General features: G+C 58.2%; 19 protein-coding genes. 5 read left to right on the top strand and 14 right to left on the bottom strand.

Annotation, left to right across the window (positions count from 1 at the left end; all coding sequences use genetic code 11):
• Positions 1–61 precede the first annotated feature (61 nt).
• The 6 genes from JQ566_RS22575 to JQ566_RS22550 all read right to left on the bottom strand — a co-directional run bounded on the left by JQ566_RS22575 (position 62) and on the right by JQ566_RS22550 (position 6,690).
• Positions 62–1,114, bottom strand: coding sequence for an NAD-dependent epimerase/dehydratase family protein (locus tag JQ566_RS22575; RefSeq protein WP_212375666.1), 1,053 nt, complete (start codon positions 1,112–1,114; stop codon positions 62–64).
• A gap of 179 nt (positions 1,115–1,293) precedes the next feature.
• Positions 1,294–2,292, bottom strand: a complete 999-nt coding sequence (locus tag JQ566_RS22570; RefSeq protein WP_212375663.1) for an NAD-dependent epimerase/dehydratase family protein — start codon at positions 2,290–2,292, stop codon at positions 1,294–1,296.
• 19 nt (positions 2,293–2,311) lie between these two features.
• Positions 2,312–3,478, bottom strand: coding sequence for a DegT/DnrJ/EryC1/StrS family aminotransferase (locus tag JQ566_RS22565; RefSeq protein ID WP_212375660.1), 1,167 nt, complete (start codon positions 3,476–3,478; stop codon positions 2,312–2,314).
• Positions 3,479–3,512: 34 nt separating this feature from the next.
• Complete coding sequence (wecC, locus tag JQ566_RS22560; RefSeq protein WP_212375657.1) at positions 3,513–4,775, bottom strand: UDP-N-acetyl-D-mannosamine dehydrogenase; 1,263 nt, start codon at positions 4,773–4,775, stop codon at positions 3,513–3,515.
• On the bottom strand, positions 4,768–5,892 hold the full coding sequence (gene wecB, locus JQ566_RS22555) for a non-hydrolyzing UDP-N-acetylglucosamine 2-epimerase (protein WP_212375654.1): 1,125 nt from the start codon (positions 5,890–5,892) through the stop codon (positions 4,768–4,770). Before wecB ends, wecC begins: the two co-directional genes overlap by 8 nt.
• Positions 5,893–5,895: 3 nt before the next feature.
• Complete coding sequence (locus JQ566_RS22550) at positions 5,896–6,690, bottom strand: WecB/TagA/CpsF family glycosyltransferase (RefSeq protein ID WP_212375651.1); 795 nt, start codon at positions 6,688–6,690, stop codon at positions 5,896–5,898.
• A gap of 190 nt (positions 6,691–6,880) precedes the next feature.
• Between JQ566_RS22550 and JQ566_RS22545 the strand changes: the two genes are divergently transcribed.
• Positions 6,881–7,786, top strand: coding sequence for a glycosyltransferase family 2 protein (locus tag JQ566_RS22545; protein WP_212375648.1), 906 nt, complete (start codon positions 6,881–6,883; stop codon positions 7,784–7,786).
• 23 nt (positions 7,787–7,809) lie between these two features.
• Here JQ566_RS22545 and JQ566_RS22540 read toward each other — a convergent pair whose 3' ends face one another.
• From JQ566_RS22540 to rfbC, 5 genes are read right to left on the bottom strand one after another with little or no spacing between them, the layout of a single operon-like run.
• Complete coding sequence (locus JQ566_RS22540) at positions 7,810–8,979, bottom strand: hypothetical protein (protein WP_249139731.1); 1,170 nt, start codon at positions 8,977–8,979, stop codon at positions 7,810–7,812.
• Between the two features lie 54 nt (positions 8,980–9,033).
• On the bottom strand, positions 9,034–9,909 hold the full coding sequence (rfbA, locus tag JQ566_RS22535) for a glucose-1-phosphate thymidylyltransferase RfbA (protein WP_212375645.1): 876 nt from the start codon (positions 9,907–9,909) through the stop codon (positions 9,034–9,036).
• The gene (rfbD, locus tag JQ566_RS22530; RefSeq protein ID WP_212375642.1) at positions 9,818–10,804 is read right to left on the bottom strand and encodes a dTDP-4-dehydrorhamnose reductase; all 987 of its coding nucleotides are present in this window, start codon (positions 10,802–10,804) and stop codon (positions 9,818–9,820) included. The genes rfbA and rfbD overlap by 92 nt, the downstream gene beginning before the upstream one ends.
• 8 nt (positions 10,805–10,812) lie before the next feature.
• Positions 10,813–11,871 (bottom strand): dTDP-glucose 4,6-dehydratase, encoded by a 1,059-nt coding sequence (rfbB, locus tag JQ566_RS22525; protein WP_212375639.1) that lies wholly within the window; start codon positions 11,869–11,871, stop codon positions 10,813–10,815.
• Between the two features lie 14 nt (positions 11,872–11,885).
• Complete coding sequence (gene rfbC / locus JQ566_RS22520) at positions 11,886–12,443, bottom strand: dTDP-4-dehydrorhamnose 3,5-epimerase (RefSeq protein WP_212375636.1); 558 nt, start codon at positions 12,441–12,443, stop codon at positions 11,886–11,888.
• Positions 12,444–12,962: 519 nt separating this feature from the next.
• Between rfbC and JQ566_RS22515 the strand changes: the two genes are divergently transcribed.
• The 3 genes from JQ566_RS22515 (at position 12,963) to JQ566_RS22505 (ending at position 19,044) form a co-directional block, all read left to right on the top strand.
• Complete coding sequence (locus JQ566_RS22515; RefSeq protein WP_212375633.1) at positions 12,963–15,287, top strand: polysaccharide biosynthesis tyrosine autokinase; 2,325 nt, start codon at positions 12,963–12,965, stop codon at positions 15,285–15,287.
• Between the two features lie 96 nt (positions 15,288–15,383).
• Positions 15,384–17,402, top strand: coding sequence for a hypothetical protein (locus tag JQ566_RS22510; protein ID WP_212375630.1), 2,019 nt, complete (start codon positions 15,384–15,386; stop codon positions 17,400–17,402).
• A 175-nt stretch (positions 17,403–17,577) separates the two neighbouring features.
• Entirely contained in the window at positions 17,578–19,044 is a 1,467-nt protein-coding gene (locus tag JQ566_RS22505) for an exopolysaccharide biosynthesis polyprenyl glycosylphosphotransferase (RefSeq protein ID WP_212375627.1), read from the top strand.
• Positions 19,045–19,107: 63 nt separating this feature from the next.
• On the opposite strand, the gene JQ566_RS22500 is transcribed toward JQ566_RS22505, so the two are convergent.
• Positions 19,108–19,476, bottom strand: a complete 369-nt coding sequence (locus JQ566_RS22500; RefSeq protein ID WP_212375624.1) for an H-NS histone family protein — start codon at positions 19,474–19,476, stop codon at positions 19,108–19,110.
• A gap of 726 nt (positions 19,477–20,202) precedes the next feature.
• Here JQ566_RS22500 and JQ566_RS22495 point away from each other — a divergent pair.
• On the top strand, positions 20,203–20,586 hold the full coding sequence (locus JQ566_RS22495) for an H-NS histone family protein (protein WP_212375622.1): 384 nt from the start codon (positions 20,203–20,205) through the stop codon (positions 20,584–20,586).
• 137 nt (positions 20,587–20,723) lie between these two features.
• On the opposite strand, the gene JQ566_RS22490 is transcribed toward JQ566_RS22495, so the two are convergent.
• Complete coding sequence (locus tag JQ566_RS22490) at positions 20,724–21,800, bottom strand: nucleotidyltransferase family protein (RefSeq protein ID WP_249139730.1); 1,077 nt, start codon at positions 21,798–21,800, stop codon at positions 20,724–20,726.
• Complete coding sequence (locus JQ566_RS22485) at positions 21,787–22,926, bottom strand: serine/threonine protein kinase (RefSeq protein WP_249139729.1); 1,140 nt, start codon at positions 22,924–22,926, stop codon at positions 21,787–21,789. Before JQ566_RS22485 ends, JQ566_RS22490 begins: the two co-directional genes overlap by 14 nt.
• Positions 22,927–22,998: the final 72 nt, after the last annotated feature.

Raw genomic sequence — 22,998 nt, 5'->3', positions numbered from 1 at the left:
ACGGCAGTATACCCGCGCTGGCTTCCCGCTCACCGGTTTTCGCCTACGGTGAGCTGACCATTCATGACATCGCTGCAAGCTGCAGTCCCGTGCGGCGCAAGTCGCTACTGAGAATTTTCTTCGCCATCAGCTTCCGAATATGGCCGATGCGTTGATATCGCGGCCCTTCGAATTCCTCCAAAGTCAACTTTGACGAACGATAGACCCTGTAGAGCTGTTCGGCGCCCATTCGAGCGTCCCAGCGTGGCTGGAACCCTGGCAACTTGCAGCGAATCTTTTCGAAGCTCACTCGGTAGGATCGCTCATCTGGACTCGCATCTTCGGCAAACTCCACGGCAGAATTCGGCACCACACTCGCGACGATCTCGGCTAGATCCCGAATTCGATAGTTGTGAGCAGTCTGACCGACATTGAATGCCTCATTGAAAACGGATTCGGCGGGCGCCTCCAATGCGGCGATGAAAGCTCGAGAAATATCCTCGATGTGGACGATCGGCCGCCAGGGCGAGCCGTCCGATTTGAGGTGAATTCGTCCTGTGGTAAACGCCCATGCAACAAGGTTATTCAGGACAATGTCGAAGCGCAGCCGCGGTGAGACTCCGTACGCTGTCGCTGGCCTCAGATACACCGGGCAAAACCCGTCGCCGGCCAACGCCGAAATATCACGTTCGGAGGCAACCTTGGATTCTCCGTACGCCGTCACCGGATTGAGCGCTGCAGTCTCATCGATCATTTCCTCGCCGGCTTTTCCATAGTTGCTGCAGGACGAGGCGAACACGAAACGACGTACGCCGGCATGTTTCGCAATCTCGGCCATGCGAACGCTTGCGCGATGATTGATCTCGTCGGTCAGATCAGGCCTCAGATTGCCGAGCGGATCGTTGGAGAGCGCCGCTAGATGCAGCACAGCGTCGAAGCCAGCGAGATCCGCAACCTCTGCGTCTCTGACGTCCCTCCAAATCGTCGGGACCTCGAGAATGCTACCGCCAGCAGCGTACGTACACCGGGAGTAGATATCGCTGTCCATTCCAGTCACCTCGTGACCGGCGCCCACCAGCATTGGCGTCAAGACCGTGCCGATGTAGCCAAGATGACCTGTTACAAGAACTCGCATTGCCATTCTCCATCGCACTCAATTTCATGAACGAAACGTTGCCCTGCTCCGTGTTTCGTCCAGCGTCCTGTCAAGTGCCGGCCTTCTATCGGGAAGACCGCCTCGAGCGCGCAAAGTGCAGTGCCAGAACGGCTGCACAAGCGGCTTCTTCACGGGACGTCGTGGCACAGCAAGGGGACTCATGAAGCCAGAGCCTGCCGTTGCCGCGCGGTCGCAAGTCCTCGTTCGGAGCGCCACCACTTCACAAACTCCGTCAGTCCGAGTTCGAGCGGCACTGTGGCTTGGAAGCCCAGTAGGCGTTCCGTTTTGCCTGTCGACGCCACTCGGCGCGGTACAGGATTGAACGAGTGCTCGGGCGCGATTTGCGGGAGCACGCCGTCATGGCCCATAACGGAAGCCAAAGCCGAAGCGAGCTGCACCAGGCTTGTCTCGATACCGCTCCCCACGTTGAACACCTCGTCGCTGACCTTTGCCCTCGCAGCAAGGATGGTTGCGCGCGCTGCGTCACGGACATGCACTAAGTCCAAGGTCTGCTGGTCGTGCCCAACTATCACCGGCGGCGTTCCAGCCTCCACTTCCGCCATCCAGCGGATCAACATCTCGGCGTATCGACCGTGCACGTCCATTCGGCTGCCATACACGTCAAAATATCTCAAAGCGATATAGTCGAGGCCATGCATATCGTTATAGGCGCGGAGCAGGCCTTCATTGCAGACCTTCGCTGTTCCATAGACCGTACGGTTTCCATATGGGTTCTGATGCTCTGTCGTCGGAAATTCCTCCGCCGCGCCGTACACCGAAGCGGAAGACGCAGCGATGAACTTCTCGACGTCATACTTCACGCAAAGTTCAAGCAGGTCGAAGGTACCGTTCACCATGACCTCCATGGCAAGACGCGGTTCGGCCATGCAATGGGCGCTGCATGGTGCAGCGTGGTGAAAGATGATGTTGGCCCCCTTTACAAGAGCTTCCACCAACTTGGTGTCGCGCAAATCGCCGCGGACCAATCGCACGGGTCCTCGATTAAGCGACTTCCTAAGATTCTCCGGTCGGCCGGTCGTCATATTATCGAGCGCGACGATCTCGACGCAGCCTTCGTCGCACAACAAATCTACGATATGCGAACCGATGAATCCGGCACCTCCGGTAACGAGAACGCGTTTGCCCTTGAGATCCATCCTGACCGCTCTCCTGGTTCTAGGCTAATCGGCCATATCGAGGCATTTTGTCCTGAAATGCCCAGTTGCTTCGGAATATTCGCGCCTCTCGTGTCGCGATCCTTCTCACTTCGGAGGCAACAATGCCGGATCGCTCCGGCAATAGTTCGGGATAAATGGGAAGCGATAGAAATTCACGCGCAAGCCTCTCACTTACAGGCAGATCGCCGATGCGATATCCAAGTTCTACGTAGCTCCGCTGTAAATGGACCGGAACGGGGTAATGAATGCCAACGCCGATCCCCGCGCGACCCAGCATGGCAAGAGCCTGATCGCGATGCCAAAGCCTAAGGGCGTAGATATGATAGACATGCCGGCTGTGGCTGGGGGGCCGCGGGCGCGCGAGTGCCAGATTGGACAGTTCCTGATCATACTGCGCGGCGATCGATCGACGTGCCTCGGTCCAGGCTTCGATGTGCTCCATCTTCACGTTCAGTACTGCCGCCTGAACTTCGTCTATTCGGCCATCGTATCTTGCGAAAACATGATTGCGCTCGTCCTCCTGCGTCCGATCGAGGAGCAAGGACACCCGTCGCGCAAGTTCCGGCTGATCGGTAACAACTGCTCCGGCCTCGCCATGGGCTCCGAGATTCTTGTCGGGATAGAAGCTGAAGCAGCCGAAATCTCCGATCGAGCCGGCACGCCTGCTCTTATACACTGCACCATGCGCCTGCGCAGCATCCTCGATTACAAAGATACCATGGCGGCGGGCAATCGACATGATTGGATCCATGTCCGCCATGAGTCCGTGCAGATGGGCCGGTAGGATCGCCCTCGTTTTGCTCGTAATCGCAGCCTCGATTAAGGCAGGGTTCATCGTCCAGGTGACTGGATCGACGTCCACAAAGACAGGTGTTGCACCGCACCCGACAATGGCGGACGTCGCCGCGACGAAGTTCATCGAGACCGTGATCACCTCATCGTCCGGCCCCACTCCAGCGGCCAGCAAGGCGAGACGGAGCGCCGATATGCCACTGTTAACGGCGCAGCAGTTCGCGACGTTGCAGTAATCCGCAAAGCGTTCCTCGAAAGCGCCCGCTTCAGGCCTCCATGTAGACCGCTCGTCGCGAATGGCACGCGCGATCGCAACGTCGATTTGCGATCCGAGTGACTGAGCTTGTGCTTTCAAGTCCAAGAAAGGTATCAAATCGGTAGTCTCGCCTCTGGAGAGTTCGGCAGCTTCAGGTCCGCGCAGGCATATCTTGCCATATGCCCCGAGTGTCGATGACGTCGAGATGACGGCGTTCGGCTAACGGAACCATCTTGAATTCGTCGTGGTCGACCAGGAGAAGAGCGATCTCACACGTGCGCAATGCTTGGTCGATGCTCAAGAAGCCGAGCCGGTAGTCGGCAAGTTCGGGCGGTAACCGCCGCAGATTCGGTTCGACAAACTTGATGCGCTCCCCGTACTTCTTCGCGAGGTGCACTGCGATTTCCATCGCCGGGCTTTCGCGCAAATCGTCGACATTTGCCTTGAATGTCAGCCCGCAGCAAGCCACGTTTGCATATGGATGATCGTCGATCAGCGCCTCGGCTCGCTCAATAATGCTTTCCGTCTTGGCAATGTTGACCTCGCGGCTCGCCCGCATGAGACGCGCGAGGTCCGGCGCCGAGTCGATGATGAACCACGGATCCACGGCGATGCAATGACCACCTACACCTGGCCCCGGCCGCAACACGGTCACGCGCGGATGACGGTTGGCAATATCGATGACCTCCCAGACATTGATGTCGAACCTGTCGCAGATCAATGAGAGCTCATTGGCAAATGCAATGTTCGTGTCCCGGAACGCATTCTCGGTGAGCTTGACCAACTCGGCTGCGCGCGCGGTGGTTGCAACGCAAGCACCCCGAACGAACATCTTGTAGAAGCGCTGAGCCCGCCGAGTGCAGGCAGGGGTCACTCCCCCGATGCATCGGTCATTGTTGATGAGTTCACTCAAGATCCGCCCGGGCAATACGCGCTCCGGGCAATACGCGACGTAGACGGCCCCGTCCTCATGACCGTTGATACCGACTTTTAGGTCGGGCCTGTGTTCGGTAATCCGCTTGGCGATTCCTTCAGTGGTTCCGATCGGCGATGTCGATTCGAGAATGACGAGATTACCGGGTTGCAGCAGATCCAGTATCGTCTCGACCGCGGCATTCACGTTCGACAGATCCGGCCGATTGTTTTCGTCAATCGGTGTGGGTACCGCAATGATGAAGACGTCGGCGGCTTGCGGTTCGCTTGATGTCGTCAACGCCCCGCTCGACACCACTTTGGAAACGAGACCATCGAGGTCTGGCTCTGAAATGTGAATGGCTCCCGAGCCAACCGTCCTGACCACATATTCCTTCGTGTCCACCCCGACCACCTGGAGGCCGCGGCTGGCTATCAGCGCGGCTGTCGGCAAACCGATGTAGCCAAGTCCGATGACAGCCACTTTCTGGAATTCAGGCATCGAGAAGCACCTTCACGATCCGCTCGCTCGCCCGCCCGTCACCGAAGGGATTATGGGAGCGAGCCATAGCCGAGTAAGTCTCATCGTCGTCAAGAAGACGGAATGTTTCGTGGACGATCCTGTCGTAGTTCGCGCCGACCAGTCGTGCAGTGCCGGCCTCGACGCCCTCCGGACGTTCCGTCGTCTCGCGCATCACTAGGACAGGCTTTCCGAACGTCGGCGCCTCTTCTTGCACGCCTCCTGAGTCGGTCAGCACCAAATACGATAGCGACAGAAGGCTGACGAAATCGGTGTACTCCTGGGGAGAAATGAGTGCGACACGCGGATGATCGGCGAGCCGGCTCGCGAACACGTCGCGAACGTTCGGGTTCGGGTGAACCGGAAGTACGACGGCAACGTCCTCCCTGCTCAGGATTGTCTCCAGCGCATTGACGACGTTGAAAACTCCCCCGCCGAAATTCTCGCGGCGATGGCAAGTGACTAGGATAATGCGGCGGTTGCCGTGGCGCTTCTTGATTCCGTCCCAGCGGGACGAGAGCTGCGGATCGGCCTCCACCATGGCTTTCGCGAGGATCAGCGCATCAACGACCGTATTTCCAGTAACATGAATGCGATCTTTGGAGACGTTCTCCGCCCGCAGCGCTCTCGCAGCACGCTCGGTCGGCGCGAAATGCTGATCGGCGATCGAGCCGACAATCTTGCGGTTCACCTCCTCGGGCCAGGGTGCGAAAATATCTCCGCTTCGCAGTCCCGCCTCGACATGTGAGACCGGAACGCGGTGATAGTATGACGCCAGCGCACCTGCCATGGCAGTCGCAGTGTCGCCCTGGACGATCACTCTGGTGGGCTTCACCCTCTCCAGCACTTCTCCGATCTGCGCCAATAGCCGGCCGGTTAGACTATCGAGCGTCTGATTCACTGTCATGACGTCGAGATCGACATCCGGGACCACCTTGGCCACCTTGAGAACCTGGTCGAGCAATTCCCTGTGCTGCGCTGTCGCGCAGACCGTGAGGGCGACGTCCTTGTTCTTTTCTGCCTTGAGCCGGTTGATGACCGGAAACAGCTTGATCGCTTCCGGCCTGGTTCCTAACAGAATGAGAAAATGCTTTCGCACGCCTCACCCTCCGATCCGACCTGCCCCGGGGGGCAGCACACTGTACATGCCAGGCGCACGTCTAAGTGCCTGCCACATGAAGGCTTGCGTCAAGATTCCCGCAAACAGCGTGTTCGTCCTGGCATACCGCCACCACATCCGCCTGGGCTCCTGATAGATGCGGTACAGCCATTCGAGGCCGAGTTGCTGCATGCGAGCGGGAGCTCGCAGAACTGAGCCCGCGAGGACGTCGAACCCGCCGCCCACGCCCATGATGAACGGTACGCCGAGCTCGTCGCGGCGGGCCGCAAGAAAACGTTCCTTCCGCGGCGTGGGCATGCCGATGAACAGGCAATCAGCGCCACTGGACCGAATATCGCGAACGACCTCGTTCTCCTGATCGCTGGAAAAATACCCGTGCCTCAACCCAGCAAAGACAAGCGAAGGGTGCTCGTCCCGAACACGCTGCGCCGCCTGTTGCACGACGGCGGGTGAGGCTCCCAGAAAATACGGTCGGAGGCCCTCTTGCGCGCACACTTTCAGCAACTCGCTGAGTAGATCTACGCCGGTGACTCGCGACGTTGCCGGTAGACCAAGCGCCCGCGCCCCCCAAAGGATTCCCATGCCGTCGATTCCGACAATGTCGCTGTTGGCGACATCGGCGGCAAGCACCGGATCGGAGCGCATGTTGACGAACTTCGCTACGTTGAGGGCAACATGCTGCAGACGCTGACGGTCTCGCATGGCCTTACGCGCAAGGTCGACAGTCTCTGCCATAGTCAAGATATCGATGGGGCACCCCAGAAAGTTGGCACGCATGGGTTCCTCCGCCGGCCAAGATTCGCTTTGAGCGAAAGACCGCTTTCCAATTGAACTTAAATAATATCGAGATAATAATGGCAGCGATTTTATTTGCAAGTTATATTGATATTATATTGTGCCCTTAAATACGAGGCCAGCAACGCTCGTCGGCAGCCAAATCGTAGCCGCCGGCGGTGGAGAAAATTAAATGACTATTAAATACCCGACGATTTCGGTGATTGTTCCCCATTTGAATCAGCTAGGCGCGCTGAAGGCATGCCTGGCCAGTCTCGAGGCGCAGAGCATTCCCCGGGATTCGTTCGAGATCATTGTCGTTGACAACGGCTCCGCAACTTTGCCAACCGACGTCCTCGCTCAATATCCGGGCGTACGACTGTTGTGCGAGGCGCGGCCCGGGCCTGGCCCGGCGCGCAACACCGGAGTTGCTGCTGCGAGCGGCGAGGTGCTTGCCTTCATTGATGCCGATTGCAGGGCACATCCGGATTGGCTGAGCAGCCTGTGGCGCTCACTGCATTCGTTGCCGCCTCGAACAGTGCTCGGAGGGGACGTCCGCATCTGGCGAGGCACGCAGCCACACCTGGATGCCATCGCGGCCTACGAGAGCGTCTTCGCTTATCGATTCAAGCTCTATATCGAGCGCGATGGCTATTGTGGCACTGGCAACATGGCGATGCTTCGCCGGGATTTCCATTGCGTCGGTCCGTTCGCGGGGATCGACGTGGCGGAGGATATGGAGTGGGGACAACGTGCGCGGCGTGCCGGGCTTCGATTTCAATATATCCCGGAAATGATCGTCTTCCACCCGGCCAGGAACTCTCTCCAGGAGCTCTATGTCAAGTGGGACCGACAACTTCTGCACTACCGCAACATGGCCGACGGTAAGCCGGCGTGGAGATTACGCTGGATTGCACAGGCCCTACTTGTCCTGGCCTCGCCCGCTCCGGGCATCATCACGATCTTAACGAGTGACCGGCTCTACGGTATCGGAGCCCGCACCAAAGCTATCGCAGTCATGTGTGCCGTAAGAATGCATCGGGTCATAACAATGCTGTCGCTGTTGCGCAATCGGCGAGCCGTCGCCTGGAACCGTTAGCACAAGCATTCGTGCCCACGGCGTCAGGCCGGTATGAGTACCCTTCCAAAGGCCGAGGCGTGGGTCAGTTCCAGCAAGTCACCTCGCTGACCGAACGACCACAATATCCAACCCAGTTCGTAGCTACGGCATTCCAGCCGAAGTCCGACACCGGCATTTTCAATTAGCCCGGACTCGTGTCCGGAGTAGGCGTTCTTGATTGCGCGCAGCATCCTGGGCGCCCTCGTTGTCAGCTCCTGCTTTCGAACCTGAGATCGGATGGTCAGCCCGAGATCAGGCACCAGCATCGAGCGGCGAAGCTGGTTCTGGCCCAGCACCCAATTAAATCCCTTGATTAAGGCATCTCGCGCTCCCCGAATCCGATAGCGCTCTGCCCATTCGAGCAACGCCGGAGCCATGCCATACTGGTGCACCGAGTAGACTTCATAGAAATCAAGCACGCGCCCACCAGCCGCGTCGAAGAACCAGGGCCACTCGCCGTCGGGGCCCTGAAGCGCAATCAACTTGCGTACGCAGGCTCCTGCCATGGCGAGTGCGGATGACTCGCCTGCGAATTCACCGTAGTGATAGCACGCAATTGAGAGATAGATCTGCGTCGCGAACGAAGCGAAGCGCCGCCGAAATCCCGATGCTGCGTCGAAGAACAGCCCTGATCCGGTGTAAAACCGCTCCTGGAGAAAGCGATACAGCGGAGCGGCGAAAGGCACCCACTCCTTGCCGCCGGCCCGGGCCTGAGCCACCACGCCCGTCAACAGCATACCCAAATCCTGGGCCCGAAACGTCTTCCAGCCCGCCTGGTCGCTCAAGAGCGCCTTCACTTCACGCCTAACCTGCTCGGGCAACTCGAGGCTGAGTTCTGCGGAAACCCAAAGCGCCATGCCGAGTGCATACTTTGGTACGGAAAGGACCGTGAGCTGGACCGCATTCTGATAGAATGTTTCCGATAGATTGATGCTGCTAGGAACCTCCTTTATCCTCGACATTCCGAGCAGAACGTTAAGCGTGTAGAACACATCGCTGCGCCGCAGCGACTCGTTGGGCGAAGCGCGCCCGTCCAGATGGTAGATGTGCGACCAGCAGCCGTGTTCAGGTAGCCAACACCGCTCCAATCCTCTGAGCGCATAGCGCACCAGCGGGGAATTTTGCGAGAACTCGGGCGTCAAAGTCCCACTCTTGATCGGGCTGCTGTTCATCGAAGAACCATGAGTTGACTCATTTCAATGTCTGCGGATGATTCAACCCGAGCCTCAAGTCAGGAGAGACCCGATCTCGCGCAAATACTGACCGTAGCCACTCTTCTCCAACGGTCGCGCCAACTCTTCGATCCGGTCGCGCTCGATGAAGCCCTGCCTCAACGCAATTTCCTCAAGACAAGCAACCTTCATTCCCTGGCGCTTTTCGAGCGTCTGCACGAACATAGCCGCATCGATCAGCGACTCCACTGTTCCGGTATCTAGCCAAGCGAACCCCCGTCCCATCCGCTCAACATGGAGCGCCTTGGCCGAAAGATACCGCATCTGCAGATCGGTGATCTCGAGTTCTCCGCGCGACGACGGCTCGATGCGCCGTGCGTACCGCACGACGTTATTGTCGAAGAAATAGAGACCCGTGATCGCCCAGTTCGAGCTCGGCTGCTTCGGCTTCTCCTCGATTCGCAGCGGGCGATCGCCCTCATCGAACGTAACCACGCCATACCGCTCCGGATCTCGTACATGATAGGCGAAGACAGTTGCACCTTCCTCACGCTCGGCAGCCCTTGCGAGCATTTCGCTAAGGCCGTCGCCAAAGAAGATGTTGTCTCCAAGCACCATCGCAACGCGATCGCTCCCGATGAAGTCGGCGCCAACAATGAACGCATCCGCCAGACCGGCGGGTCGGGGCTGCTCCGCGTAACTGAGCCTGACTCCCCATTGATTGCCGTCCCCCAGCAAGCGCTCGAACTGACACCGATCTGATGGCGTGGTTATGATAAGAATCTCACGCACGCCTGCCAGCATCAGCGTTGACAAGGGATAGTAGATCATCGGCTTGTCATAGATGGGCAGTAGCTGCTTGCTGACCGCTCTCGTGATTGGATACAGTCGAGTTCCGCTGCCCCCAGCCAGCACAATTCCTTTCAGCATCGGTTCTACCTTCCGCAATTTGGTCGAGACAAGTTTCGAGAGAGCAACGCCATAACGGCAGTCGAATGCCCAAGATGCGTTCGGCCTTGGATGAATCGAGGCGCGAATTCCGCGGCCGTCGCGCGGCCGTCTGGTACTGTTCGCTCGTAATCGCCTCGAGCTGCGGCACTCGGATTCCGCGATGAGCAAGCAAGTCGAAAATCGCTTGGGCAAACCCATGCCAAGTCGTCTCACCCTGTCCGGCAAGATGAAAGATGCCGGCCATGGCTCTACGATCGTGGGTTAGCAGCCGCCCCGAGAGCTGAAGGATCGCCGACGCAAGGTCGAGCGCGGAGGTTGGATTTCCGCATTGATCCTGAACGACTCTGACGACGGGATGCGATTCACAGAGCCGCAGCATCGTCCGAACAAAGTTGTTGCCATGGGGACTATATAGCCATGAAGTGCGAATTACCGTTGCGAGCGGGTGAGCCGCCAGAACGGCAGCTTCGCCAGCGAGCTTCGATGCGCCGTACACATTCATCGGCGCGGGAGCATCGCTTTCCTCGTAAGCATCCAGCTTTGTGCCGTCAAAGACATAGTCGGTCGAGATGTGGATGAACGGTATATTCATTTGCCACGCGACATTGGCCAACGCGGCCGCCGCGTCGCGATTAATGCTGAATGCTCTTGCTACTTCCGATTCTGCTAGGTCCACCGCCGTGTAAGCGGCAGCGTTGATGATCATGGACGGTGCGAATGGCTCGATCGCCCGACGGAGCTCCCCATGAACCTCCAGATTGCATTCGCTGCGTCCAAGGGAGACAACGGGCATGCTGTGCAGCACCGCGAGGTCATGAAGACACTTTGCCAACTGACCGTTGCGACCAGCAATCAAAATGGGCCTTTCCGTCATTTGCAGCCTCAATGTTGTGTAGCCAAGAGCCCTAGACGCGAGCCGTCATAAACCCGGCTGCGGGCCCGCTCCCACCACGCGCGGCTCTTGAGATACCATGCGACTGTTTCGGTCAGCCCCTGCTCGAACGTCCTTGTGGGTCGCCAGCCGAGCTCACGGCGAGCTTTCGATGCGTCGATCGCGTAGCGGACATCGTGTCCCGGACGATCCGGCACAAAGGCAATCATCGATCGTCTCGTTGCCGGACCTGGATACAGTCTGTCGACGACGTCGCAGATCTGGGTGACCACGTCGAGGTTGGAGCGTTCGCTATCGCCGCCGAAATTGTACTTCTCGCCGGGCTTGCCTCCCGACAGAAGCGTGATCAAACCTGCCGCATGATCTTCAACATGTAGCCAGTCGCGTACGTTTCGGCCGTCGCCGTACACCGGCAGCGGCTTACGCTCGATCGCATTAAGAATCATCAAAGGGATAAGTTTCTCTGGAAATTGAAACGGGCCGTAGTTGTTCGAGCAATTCGACACAATGACCGGCAGGCCGTAGGTCTTGAACCATGCAAGAGCGAGATGATCCGAGGCTGCCTTGCTCGCTGAATAGGGTGAGCTCGGCTGGTAAGGCGTTTCCTCCCGGAAGTAGTCGGCAAGTCCGAGTGAGCCGTAGACCTCGTCCGTCGAGACGTGAACGAAGCGAAACCGCTTTCGTCGTGGCACCGAGAGGCCCTCATAGTATTTTCTGGCTGCTTCCAATAGCGTGTAGGTGCCCACGATGTTCGTGGCAATGAAAGCGGCCGAGCCGGTGATCGAGCGGTCGACGTGACTCTCAGCTGCGAGGTGAATGATCGCGTCAGGCTGGTAGCTGCTGAACACGAAGTCCATGGCCTCGCGGTCGCAGATATCCTGCTGCTCGAACAAGTATGACTTTAGCTCCTCGATAGACGCCAACGAGGCTGGGTTGGCCGCATAGGTCAGCTTGTCGACATTGATCACTGCGGCGCCCTTCTGCAGCACCAAGCTACGGCACACTGCAGAGCCTATAAATCCCGCTCCCCCGGTCACCAGAACGCGCATCTGACCGCTCTCCATCACTCGAAAATGGCCGTAAGCTGGTCCAGCCTGGGCAGGGACCTGTCTTTTGGCGATACTTGGGCCTCGACTGTTGTCACCGGCCACTCGATCGCCAGTGCCGGATCGGCCCAATAGAGCCCTCCGTCATGGCTTGGAGCGTAGACCTGGTCGACCTTGTAGAACACGACGGTTTCAGGTTGCAGGGTGCAGAAACCATGCGCAAAGCCTTTCGGGACAAGCAATTGCTCACCCGTCTTGCTATCCAGCTTGACCGCTATGTGCTTTCCGAAGGTCGCCGAGGAACGCCGAAGATCGACCACGACATCCAGAATAGCGCCGCTTAGCACCCGTATGAGCTTGGCCTGGGCGAACGGCGGTCGCTGGAAATGCAAGCCCCGGACCGTCCCAATCTTGTCTGAGCTGGATTGATTGTCCTGGACGAAATCGACGTGAATCCCCTTCTCTGCGAAGGCAGATCGCTGAAACGTCTCACAGAAATAACCCCGCGCGTCGGATACTCGATCCGTTTGGATGATCTTAACATCTGGGATCTCTAAACACCGCACTTCCAGCATGAAAACGTCCTCCGGTACGTGGTGCTCAGTCCCGCCAGAAGGCGCAACGAGGTCTTCAAAGCACCGATCGACATTGCTCTCGTCGAAACTGCTCTCGCCGTTGTCATTCGAGCCGTCATGATGCGCGCTCGTACATGCCACGCGTCTGCAGCGCGGGAGGGATTCGAGGCCTTGAGCCGACCAGCATCGGCCCATTCAAGTCGTTCGACTGTCGTTGAATGATCGGGGAGACCCGACACACTTCTTACCTTCACGATCAGTCCCGCCGGGTTACACATTAACCACCAGACTTCAAATCTCATTTAATTCCCCCCGCCGATTATCGTCGGGTTCGCAACAGCGAAACCGCGCAAAATTGGCCCAAGAGGCCCTTTTCGCGCCCGCCATCCAATTAATATCCGAATAACATTTAATTTGGCAATCATATTTTTCTGAGTTATATTCATTTAACGAATAATATACCAAACGCTCGCATGCGGGCGACCAAACCGACGTGCTCCCGACCCAGACAGGTACCCCATGCTTCAGAGCAATCTTCTACAGACCGACAGAACACGCTTGCCTCTGGGCGGCCCAGCCCAGTCGAACCAGATCAGCGGCGGGGGAATCGGCGATCTCGTCAAGTTCGCCGTCATCTTTGCAAGGCGTCGATATCTTATGATCATCGTCACCGCGGCTCTCGTATTCGCAGCCGCGATGCTCTACCTGCGGTTCGCTCCCCCCACCTACACAGCTCAAGTACAAATCCTGCTGTCGAATCCTCGAGCTCAGTTCGTTCAGCAACAGTCACTCCTTCCAGAGCCCGTTGTCGACGCGGCCCAAATCGAAACGCAACTGCAGATCATAAGGTCGCGGGGCATTGCAGCAGCAGCCATGACGCAGCTGGATCTCGCCAACGATCCGGACCTTACTGGTTCACGGTGGTCCTTCAGCTCGCTACTGCATCGCATTCGAAACCGCGGTCAGCAGCCGGAGCACGTTTCGAAGGCCGATACGCCTAACGAAGGCGCGATCGCCGCGTTGCTGGATAGGCTCTCCGCGTACAGGATCGGATACAGCAAGATCATCGAGGTCAGCTACAGTTCGAGCAACGCGGAACGCGCAGCGGAGATCGCCAATGCCGTGGCTAACGCGTTCATTAACGACCAGATGAATGCGAAATTCGAAGCCACGCGAACGGCAGCCAGTTGGTTGCAGGAACGTCTCCATAATCTCAATGAGCAAGCACTGACGGCCGAACGCGCCGTGAGCGCATACAAGTCTCAGAACAATATCGTCTCGACTGGCGGAAAATCGATTGACGAACAGCCCGTCAACGATCTCAACGCCCGATTGGTAGCTGCCCGAACCCAGACCTCCGATGCACAGGTCAAGTTCAACCGCTACGACGCGGTCCTACGCGCCAATGCAGCCGGCTCCTCCACCATCAGCGCTCCTGACGCGGCGAGTGCCGATGTCCTCCAGAGCTCGATCATCAATGCGCTTCGCCAGCAATATCTCGAGTTGTCACGTCGCGAAGCCGATTGGTCAGCCCGGTTCGGCCGCGACCATTTGGCGGTTGTCAACCTGCGGACTCGGATACGCGACATTCGCACATCCATCCTCGAAGAAGTTAAGAGGCTCGCCGAAACCAGCAAAAACGAATTGGAAGCTGCTCAGCAGCGGCAGCAGGAACTCGAGAAGCAACTTGCTCGAGCCGTCTCGCAATCGCGCCTGACGAACTCAGCAGAACTGACCATACGGGAGTTGGAGAGCCGAGCGAAAAGTCTGCGCGCCATGCATGAGGCGTTTCTGCAGCACTCCATGGGGGCGACCCAGCAGGAGACATATCCGATTTCGGAAGCACGGGTAGTCTTTCCCGCCTCACCGCCAGAGCGCAAGAGCAAGCCGAAGGCAAACTTGGTGCTCGGCTTCGGCCTGGCCGCCGGACTCGCATTCGGGATCGGCTTGGCTCTTCTGAGAGATGTTTTGGATAGAGTTTTCCGTACGTCCTCGCAGGTGGAGGCCGCACTGGAGCTACCGTGCTTGTCGCTGGTCCCCTTGCTGTCGCCGCCGAAGGCGCAGAAGTCAACGGTCCGATCGCAGCAATCGGATGAGGATCTGCGATCACGCACGATGTCAAATCTACCGACGCTCCACCGAGCCGTCATCGGAATGCCCCTCTCCCGCTTCACGGAAGCTATCCGTTCGATCAAGCTTGCCATAGACCACACCCCCGCAAAGGCGTCGAACCAGGTGATCGGACTCACGTCGGCTCTGCCAAATGAGGGCAAGACAACGATTGCAGCCTCTCTAGCTCACCTCATCGCACATAGCGGCAAGCGAGCTATTGTAGTCGATTGCGACCTTAGAAATCCCTCACTTTCTACTGCTATGGCTCCGAACGCAAATTTCGGCTTACTAGAAGTTGCGAACGGAAAGCGTTCGCTCGAAGAAGCGCTGTGGCATGACCCCAGAACCAATCTCGCATTCTTGCCAGTCGTCCGGCGTGGCCCCCTCCTTCATACGAGCGAGATCCTTTCCGCCGAGAACATAAGCAAGTTATTCGATCGTTTGCGGCAGACCTATGACTACGTCATAGTGGATTTCCCGCCACTCTCGCCTCTGGTGGATGTGCGCGTCACTGCGCCGTTGGTCGACTGCTACGTTCTCGTCGTCGAATGGGGGCGGACGAAAATCGATGTGGTTCAGCATGCCCTGCATACTGCACCGACCATCTCCGATTCCTTGATCGGCGTAGTACTCAACAAGACCAATATAAGGGCAATGGCACGGTACGACGCTCACCGGAGTGATTACTACGATGACAGCCACTACGTCAGATATGGCTTGTCGGACTCTTAGGATGACCCTCTGACATACGTCAGCCCAGCGATGGAGTCAGCGCCTTTTGCAACATGCTCTCCGTTTTGAGCAGGCCAGAGTCAGAGATGGTGTAAAATGGTTGTCCAGTCTACAATGCTCGCGGTGCCTGCGGCCGTTACTGCGGCTTTTGCTGTGGTCGAGAACCTACTGGGTCCAGGGGTGCTATCGGGCGTTCTTGCGGCCGCCATATTGGCCGTCGGCCTCTTCTCCACGTCGTCAACCCTCGCCTCCTTCGCGAAGCTTCTGCGGCCCCTCTTCATTCTGGCTCTCGCCGCACCCGTGCTTTGGATCGCCTTGCAGCTGATTCCGATTCCGATCCCGCTCCGCGGCCTCGGAAATCAGATCTGGGCGACAGCGTCGGCAGCCCTAGACCAACCCCTCGCACAGAGGTTCTCGGTTGATATACGCGAGACGATACTGGCGCTATCACATTACAACCTTGTTCTCGCCGTGGCCCTCGTCACCGCCGTCGTTACCCTGGACAAGCAGAGGGCGGCGCAGGTCCTCCATATCCTTGTATCGATCACCGCCGTCAGCTGCATATTTTCGATATGGAGAATCAACAATCTGAGTGGCTCATGGCTCCACGAACAAGTTTGGACTGGCTCGACCGCGGCGGCTCTTGGTGTCCTTCTCTCCACTGCAATGGCTATCCGTGCGGTCGACCAGCTGCGGCGGCATGGACGGTCCCCTCGCTCGCCGATAGGACCGCTCGCCATTCTTGGCTGCGCAATTCTGTCACTGATCGTCTCTATTGCGGCAATCGCGCTTTGTAGCGGTTCGACCGCGCTGATTGCCGTTCTGCTCGGAGTGACAACCAGCCTCACGGCGGTCGCTATTCGCAAATGGTTCTTTGGCCTGTGGGGCAGAGCTGGTGTTCTCGCGACCGCCGCCATGCTGTTCGTCGCCAGCTTCACTTTCGTTCCGATTAATCGGAATGCTGACCTGACGATTGCCTTGTCGACGCAAACCCGCGCGGCGACTGAGCGGATGCTACAGGACACTCACCCGATCGGCACCGGCGCCGGCACGTTTGCTGCGCTTCTGCCGATCTATGGGGACGTTGGCATGATCGCAATGCGCGAACGGCCGACCGTTGCCGCGGCAGTCGCGGTCGAAATGGGACGTCCGTTCCTCTGCGGCCTGTTGATAGTCACTGCCATCAGCGCCTGCATCTTGTTCGGGCGCGCCTTGTCTCGCAATCACGCTTACCTATATCCAGCCGTCGGCGCAGGCGCTTCCGTATCGTTGACAATGCTGGCCTTTGCCGAGAACGGCCTTTTCGATTTAGGGGCATCACTGTTGGTGGCGGCGGTCTACGGTCTTGCTTTTGCGCAAAGCCTGTCCAGTACGGCCCGCGACGCGGAGTCCATCGAGCTGCGGCCGCTTACGCAGGAAGCCGGCGGCCGAACCACGGCGGCGCGACGAACTCCTTCAATCATCTTCGCGTCCCCATGGGCTCTGACCCGCGGTGCTCTGACAATGATAGGATTGCTGTTAGCTGCGCAAACAGCTTGGATAGTCTCGCAAAGCTGGCCTTTGGGTGATCGCCTCTCAGCTACATCCGTTTCCGGCTCGTACGAAGCCTGGACCTCAGCGCTCCAATCCACGCGCGATAATGCCGCGACTATCTCAGGATTCACTGCAACTCTGGGCCCGAAGTCCGACAAGGCTACCGACCCGCGGAACACCGGGCGATCCGCGGACTTGAATACTTTTTCCGCGGTGCTGGAATACTCACCCCTTCGAGGCGACGTTTGGCTCATGCTCGCAGCGCTGTCAAAGCAGCACGCGGCGACCTATGACACGACAAGCCTACTTAAGATGTCCTACTATACTGCGCCAAACGCACTGGATCTTATTCCACTACGACTTTCCGTCGCTCTCGGCACAGATGCCGCGGTCAAGGAGCCTGAGCTTCGAGATCTTATCCGGCGCGACCTTAAAGTTGCCATTACCAGCCGGATCGCACTCCGGCCAGCCATCGCCGCCGCATACCAGTCGGCATCAGCAGACGGCAGAGCCTTTGCCGAGAGCTCGATTGCGGAGCTCGACCCAGGTTACGTTCAGAAGTTGCGCTCGCGAGCCCCATAGCCGCTTTTCAGCAGTCTGCCTCTGGGCGATCGCGCCCAGATCGATCCTGATTGATATTGCAGCCACTTCAACGGTTCAGATTAAATTTATCGAGCTCGCAACGAAATCAAGTTGATTAATGTATTTAAATTTATAGTATATTAATTATTAACCGCGTGCGTTCTGTTGATTAGCCATGAATTTTATCACTCGGCATATCGGCGACCACGGGAGCGATCCAACTCTCGTCAACCCACAATCGTCCATTGCTGACGAAGGCAAATGGCTCGTCCGGTACGACTCTGTCGAATTTGTGGCGATCTGCGCCGATATCGCGACCATTCTATTCGCCGGCTTCCTTTCCGCGCTTCTTTCACACGGCAGCCCGGCACCAGCCGGCCTCGCCCAGGCATGCGCCTACGCGGCAGCAGCATCAGTATCTTTTGTCTACATTCTGAAAGGCAGGGGACTGTATCGGCCAACCGAACTCCTCGTACTCCGAAGCCAAGTTCGCGCCATTTGCCTCACGTGGATTTTGTTGCATGTCCTGGCCGCCGCTGTGGGGATGCTCGATGACAATCCAAAGTTCTTCCGAGGTGTCGGCGTCCTGTTTGCGGCACTCGGCCTGGCATCTTTGATCGCGCAACGGTGCGTTGCCAGGGTACTGCTGATAAAATGCTTCAGTGGCAGGAGGTTCGCTCGGACGAATCTCGTCCTGATCACCGATCAGTCGCCCTCGGCTCATGCTGGCCTGTCGGAGACTCTCGCGGTCCTCGGCTATCGCGTTAAGGGCCGCTTCGGTTTGCCTGCGATGGGCTCAGACCCTGGTTCCAGAAAGCGGCTCAGCTCCCGCGTCATCGAACATGTTCGCAATTCCGAGGTCGACAAAATCGTGCTGGAGGCCAATCCGGAACGATGGGCCGACCTTCGTGCCTTTATCTCCGACCTGAGGGTGCTGCCATTCCCTATCGTCTTCGTCCCGGTTGGTGCTGCGTCCGAACTGCTTCGACATCCGACGAGGAGCTTGGGAAGTGCCGCTTGTGTAGAGATCCAGCCCGGCCCCCTCACCGCAATCGAGCGCGCAAGCAAGCGAATGGTTGATATTGTCGGTGCGGGACTTGCTTTGACAGTCTTTGCACCATTGCTCGCGATAGCTGCGGTCGCGATCAGACTGGATTCTCCCGGTCCGATCCTCTTCAAGCAACAAAGATGCGGGTTCAATGGCCGAATATTTTCCATCCGAAAGTTTCGGACGATGCATGTGCTTGAGAATGGACCTGTCGTCGTTCAGGCAACGCATCTTGACCCTCGCATCACCAGGGTCGGCAGATGGCTGCGACGAACGAGCTTCGACGAGCTGCCGCAGTTGTTGAACGTCCTCGACGGCAGCATGTCACTGGTCGGCCCACGCCCCCATGCCGTGGCCCACGACGGAGAGTTCGAAAAGGTCGTCCGGAAGTACGCCTTCCGGCGCCGAGTGAGACCCGGATTGACCGGATGGGCTCAAATCCATGGCTGTCGTGGACCAACGCCTACAGCGACCATGGTTGAGAGACGTGTGGAGTACGATCTCTGGTACATCGACAACTGGAGTCTCGGGCTGGATCTCGCAATCCTGCTGCGAACTCCGGCAGAGGTTTTGCGAGGGCGCAATGCCTACTAGAGCACAGATTATGCGAGTAGCGCCTCTTATTGGCCCTTACACTCCTGCCAGCCACCGATTTAGTCACGCCCGCTGACGAAGCTTCGGACTTGCTTCGCCAATACGAAACTCCTCAATTCTCCGGCCAGACTTCATGGCAGCGACCAACCAACGCGGCCGCTTGCCACGTCCCGACCAGGTCTCGGAAGTCTGCGGGTTACGATATTTCGGCAGTACGCGCGGATATTTGCGCCTCGGTTTGCCGGTCGAAGAGACGCTTGGCCCGCCTGTTTCGGCCAACACAGCCATCCCGCCGCCGAGAACCGCCAGGCGCTTCTCCAGTTCCTGTTTTTCAGCCTTGATCCGATCCGACAAAATGCCGCTAATTTCCTCATGAAGCGCCCATAGATCATCGAGGGACATCGCGTCTAGTTCGAGCTTCTTGGTCGACATGCTAGCATCCTGTGGTTGCGCCCATTTAATATTGTCCCGGCCGAGCAATCAATATCCTGAGCGGGTCTACCCCCAAAAAAATACGTGGAACCGAACAGCAAGTTCGTGCTCCACATAACTGCGTCGCCGGTTCCAATCAAGACTGAAAAAAGTATTATCCGCTCAATTTAATAGCAGCCAGAGCAACAACACGCGCCCTACGTGCACCAGCGCGTCGACTCAAGCGAAACATGGCAATTTAAGCGGGGCGCGAGATCCATCTGCGACGCCGCACCCTCGGCGAATACGACCGGCGCGCAAGGCCGCCTTTCTTCGTTGGCAATCCTCCTGAAATGCGGCCGTCGGCCCGCTGCAGCCGCGAGCTTATGACTGCGATGTCTCTCAGGGCGAGCCGTCGCAGCTGGATTTGCAGCTTCAAAGCCTGGATGTCGGTCAATGCGGCTGAGGGAACGATAAATCGACTGATCGCCGCCTGAAGACGCACCAGTGGGCAATCGATAATATCCAACGTTTCTCTTCGAGCCTGCAGCAAGGCTTCCTCACCACCAGTAAATCGATAAAAATAATCCTCGCAATATATATTAATTAATATATTATTTATTTATTATCGCGTCAATTTGAAAAGACCAGCCTTGGTCCCTATCTGTTGTTCGCCACTCGAAAACGATATTCGGCGTGAGAGATGACAGGGAGGCAGGGCGTCGGTCGAACGGTGACGAGAATGCGATGCGCAGGCAGGATCTCGAAGCCATGGATTTTGAAGAACTATGGCTCCTCCATGAGGAGCTGACAAAGATTCTTGCCGAAAAGATCACAGCCGAAAAGCGGGAGCTGGAGAAGCGCCTGGCACAACTCAATCAACCGGATCAATTCGGCGGGGCGGAGGGCGGGGCGACAGTGACGGGCCCAGGCCAGCCCCCCCGCCGCAAATACCCAAAGGTCGTGCCGAAATACTTCAACCCCCTCAAACCGACAGAGACGTGGTCCGGGCGTGGCAAACAGCCGCGCTGGCTGGTCGCCGCGCTCCAATCAGGGCACACGCTGGAGGAGTTCAGGATTCGCGAGAACAGCGAAGCGTCCACCCGGAATGCTGGTGGCCACGAGCATTGATGGCCCCGCCGCTGCAAATGCCGGCATGCGCGAGATCGCTGGCTCGACGGATCGGCAGCTACCAGTTCGCTCCGCACGCAGCCGATTGAAGGCATCCGCCTCGGGGATCTGCCGGCCCCACCGAAGGCACTCGTGGTTCAGACCTTCCCGGCCCGCACCGCGACGGCCGCCTTCAACAGAAACTGCAGGGTGCCCACCCTCGGCAAGGACCACAATCCACGCGAACGCACAGCGGCTTGCGGGGCGCCACCTGCCGCCTTCCGGTAGTTTCCGAGGTCCAACGCCATCATTGCGAGGAAGGGCACGCGCGTGGCCGGAAAGCGGGCTTGCATCAACTGTCGCATGAACTGCAGGCGCGGAATCAGTCGGGAGTGCAACGCGCGCGGAATCTCGACGCCAAGCAGCTCAGCAAGAGCGAACAGCTGGGTTTCAACAGCGTTCTTCATCAATTCACCCGAGACGAGAGAGGTAAGCTCTCCCCAATCAAGGCCCTCGGCGGAATTGTTCAGATCGCGCAATTCAACGAGGTGCCGCAGGTCGAGGTCGCCGAGCCAATAACCATAGTCTTGAAATTGATCATGGATGATCAGCATGAGCGCTCGGTAGGTCGGCGTCGGGATGTACACGTGTCCCCGTCCCAGCGCCGCTGGGACGCAATGGTTCAGCGCATGCCCGAAGCTCTGGTAGAGGTACGCAGGGCCTGGAGGTGCCTGCTGCAGGTCGATGGTCCCGACATCGTGCGACCGATTCAACTCGACGTGCCATCTCTGGCTTTCGGGCGGGGTCTGATAGTCGATATCGTAGCCAATTGCACATAGAGCGGCGACTGCCATGCTGGCTTCGTCTGGCATGACCATAATGTCCAGATCGGACATCAGCCGAACGCCTCGCCGCTCCTCGGGCGCGGTCGCCAGCGTCGATGCGCCCTTGAGCATGATCGGCGTAATTCCCAGGCCGTTCATCGCGACGACGGCCTCCTCCAGTTGAGCGACGAGGCGATTGTTGCGCAGCACGTTTCGGCGGTGGATATGACGAATATATGTGCAGACGTCGTCCGGCAGCGTCGACGCAAATTTGTCGACAAAGTCGATGAGCGCCGGCGTCGTCAGGGTCTGATTTGCGAGCCCGATTACGGATGTCCATTCTACATCGACGGGCGGCATGCCTCGCAAGCAATTGCAGAGGCTCGTGAGCGCGCTGCTATGCCTTGCCATTGCACAATTCCATAAGCAAGCGCCGAGCCTCCACAGCCTCGCCGTAAGTGAGTTGAAGCGATCGCACGCCCGCGACAATCCGCTTCAAAGCGAAAAAGCCGGCCTGCGACAGTCTTCCGTCAGCAGCAAATGCGTTCTCGATGAGCCGCTTCATCGAATCCAACGGATCTACCGCGGTTAGTTCGGCCGGACCGCTCGCGACCCGGTTCAAGAAGATGATCCAGCTTGCGGAAACGCATTGGTTCTGCGCATCCGGAATGGGTACGTACCGCACCCGAACGCCGTCGGAGCGGCAATGCGTCGCGTCGTACCGGTCGCCATGTAGTCGCGACAGCAAGTCCCACGATCCCTCCTTGAGGGTGAGAGCAAACGGGATTCCGCAGATCGTTCCGTCAGCGCCAACCAGCGCAACGTCATCGCCGGCGTACCGAAGTCCGGCGTCGACCAGTTGCAGCGTGAGGGTGGACTTTCCAGCCCCCGGCTGGCCGCATAACAGCAGGCCCATGCCGTCTTTCACGAGAGAAGCGGCATGAAGGGAGAAGACCCAACGATTGCTCCGAATAAGCCGATCGGTGACGTGAGCTTTGATCGTAGGGGCCAGTGCTTCGACTTCACATCTGGAGATGCTGGAATCCTCTCCACGCAAGAACACTTGCTCGTCCAGCATCATTGCCTCGATCGCGATGTCGCCGTCGCCGCCGGTGCCCTGGTCCGAAACACAAAATGGCGAAAGCAGCCGTCTCAAGAGGTCCCGATTTGCGGCCCGGACGCTTATTCTGTGCCGACCTAGATTGGCTGAGAAGGCGCAATCGGTCGGCATTCGCCAATCGACCTCGAGCAACGCTCGATCGATCCAGACATTTACGACCTGTCGCGTGAACTGGCGTGCCGCGTGCTCGTCAATGCCTAGCGCCCCAAGCTCCCGATAAATGTCCTCCAGAGAGGCGCCTTGCGCCAACTTGCACCAAATGAATGCCCCTACTCGGTCGACTTCAAAGATCTTCTGCCCAGCTTCGCTGAACAGCATTGATCGACCGTCCAGCAGCGCGAACACTGCATCGGGAGCCGGTCTCAACACCATCTCTGCCGACGATCCTTCCAGCACGGCTTCCACCAATGTGAACAAATCTGCCTCGCCCTGTACCGGCGAGGCGGCGACGGCGTCCGGGATGCGCTGTTGTCGCGGCACCCGACAAGC

The organism is Bradyrhizobium sp. SZCCT0231 (assembly GCF_018130245.1).
Classification (GTDB): Bacteria; Pseudomonadota; Alphaproteobacteria; order Rhizobiales; family Xanthobacteraceae; genus Bradyrhizobium; species Bradyrhizobium japonicum_F.
This window is presented reverse-complemented; position numbering and strand designations above follow the sequence as displayed.

Bases quoted from the DNA above. Each gene is read 5' to 3' on its own strand.
- JQ566_RS22495 (WP_212375622.1), top strand. From the start codon at position 20,203: ATGCGCAGGCAGGATCTCGAAGCCATGGATTTTGAAGAACTATGGCTC.
- rfbD (WP_212375642.1), bottom strand. From the start codon at position 10,804: ATGACGGAAAGGCCCATTTTGATTGCTGGTCGCAACGGTCAGTTGGCA.
- rfbA (WP_212375645.1), bottom strand. From the start codon at position 9,909: ATGCTGAAAGGAATTGTGCTGGCTGGGGGCAGCGGAACTCGACTGTAT.
- rfbB (WP_212375639.1), bottom strand. From the start codon at position 11,871: ATGCGCGTTCTGGTGACCGGGGGAGCGGGATTTATAGGCTCTGCAGTG.
- wecC (WP_212375657.1), bottom strand. From the start codon at position 4,775: ATGCCTGAATTCCAGAAAGTGGCTGTCATCGGACTTGGCTACATCGGT.
- JQ566_RS22550 (WP_212375651.1), bottom strand. From the start codon at position 6,690: ATGCGTGCCAACTTTCTGGGGTGCCCCATCGATATCTTGACTATGGCA.
- JQ566_RS22575 (WP_212375666.1), bottom strand. From the start codon at position 1,114: ATGCGAGTTCTTGTAACAGGTCATCTTGGCTACATCGGCACGGTCTTG.
- JQ566_RS22490 (WP_249139730.1), bottom strand. From the start codon at position 21,800: ATGGCAAGGCATAGCAGCGCGCTCACGAGCCTCTGCAATTGCTTGCGA.
- JQ566_RS22500 (WP_212375624.1), bottom strand. From the start codon at position 19,476: ATGTCGACCAAGAAGCTCGAACTAGACGCGATGTCCCTCGATGATCTA.
- JQ566_RS22545 (WP_212375648.1), top strand. From the start codon at position 6,881: ATGACTATTAAATACCCGACGATTTCGGTGATTGTTCCCCATTTGAAT.
- JQ566_RS22515 (WP_212375633.1), top strand. From the start codon at position 12,963: ATGCTTCAGAGCAATCTTCTACAGACCGACAGAACACGCTTGCCTCTG.
- JQ566_RS22505 (WP_212375627.1), top strand. From the start codon at position 17,578: ATGAATTTTATCACTCGGCATATCGGCGACCACGGGAGCGATCCAACT.
- JQ566_RS22510 (WP_212375630.1), top strand. From the start codon at position 15,384: ATGGTTGTCCAGTCTACAATGCTCGCGGTGCCTGCGGCCGTTACTGCG.
- JQ566_RS22570 (WP_212375663.1), bottom strand. From the start codon at position 2,292: ATGGATCTCAAGGGCAAACGCGTTCTCGTTACCGGAGGTGCCGGATTC.
- JQ566_RS22540 (WP_249139731.1), bottom strand. From the start codon at position 8,979: ATGAACAGCAGCCCGATCAAGAGTGGGACTTTGACGCCCGAGTTCTCG.
- rfbC (WP_212375636.1), bottom strand. From the start codon at position 12,443: ATGCTGGAAGTGCGGTGTTTAGAGATCCCAGATGTTAAGATCATCCAA.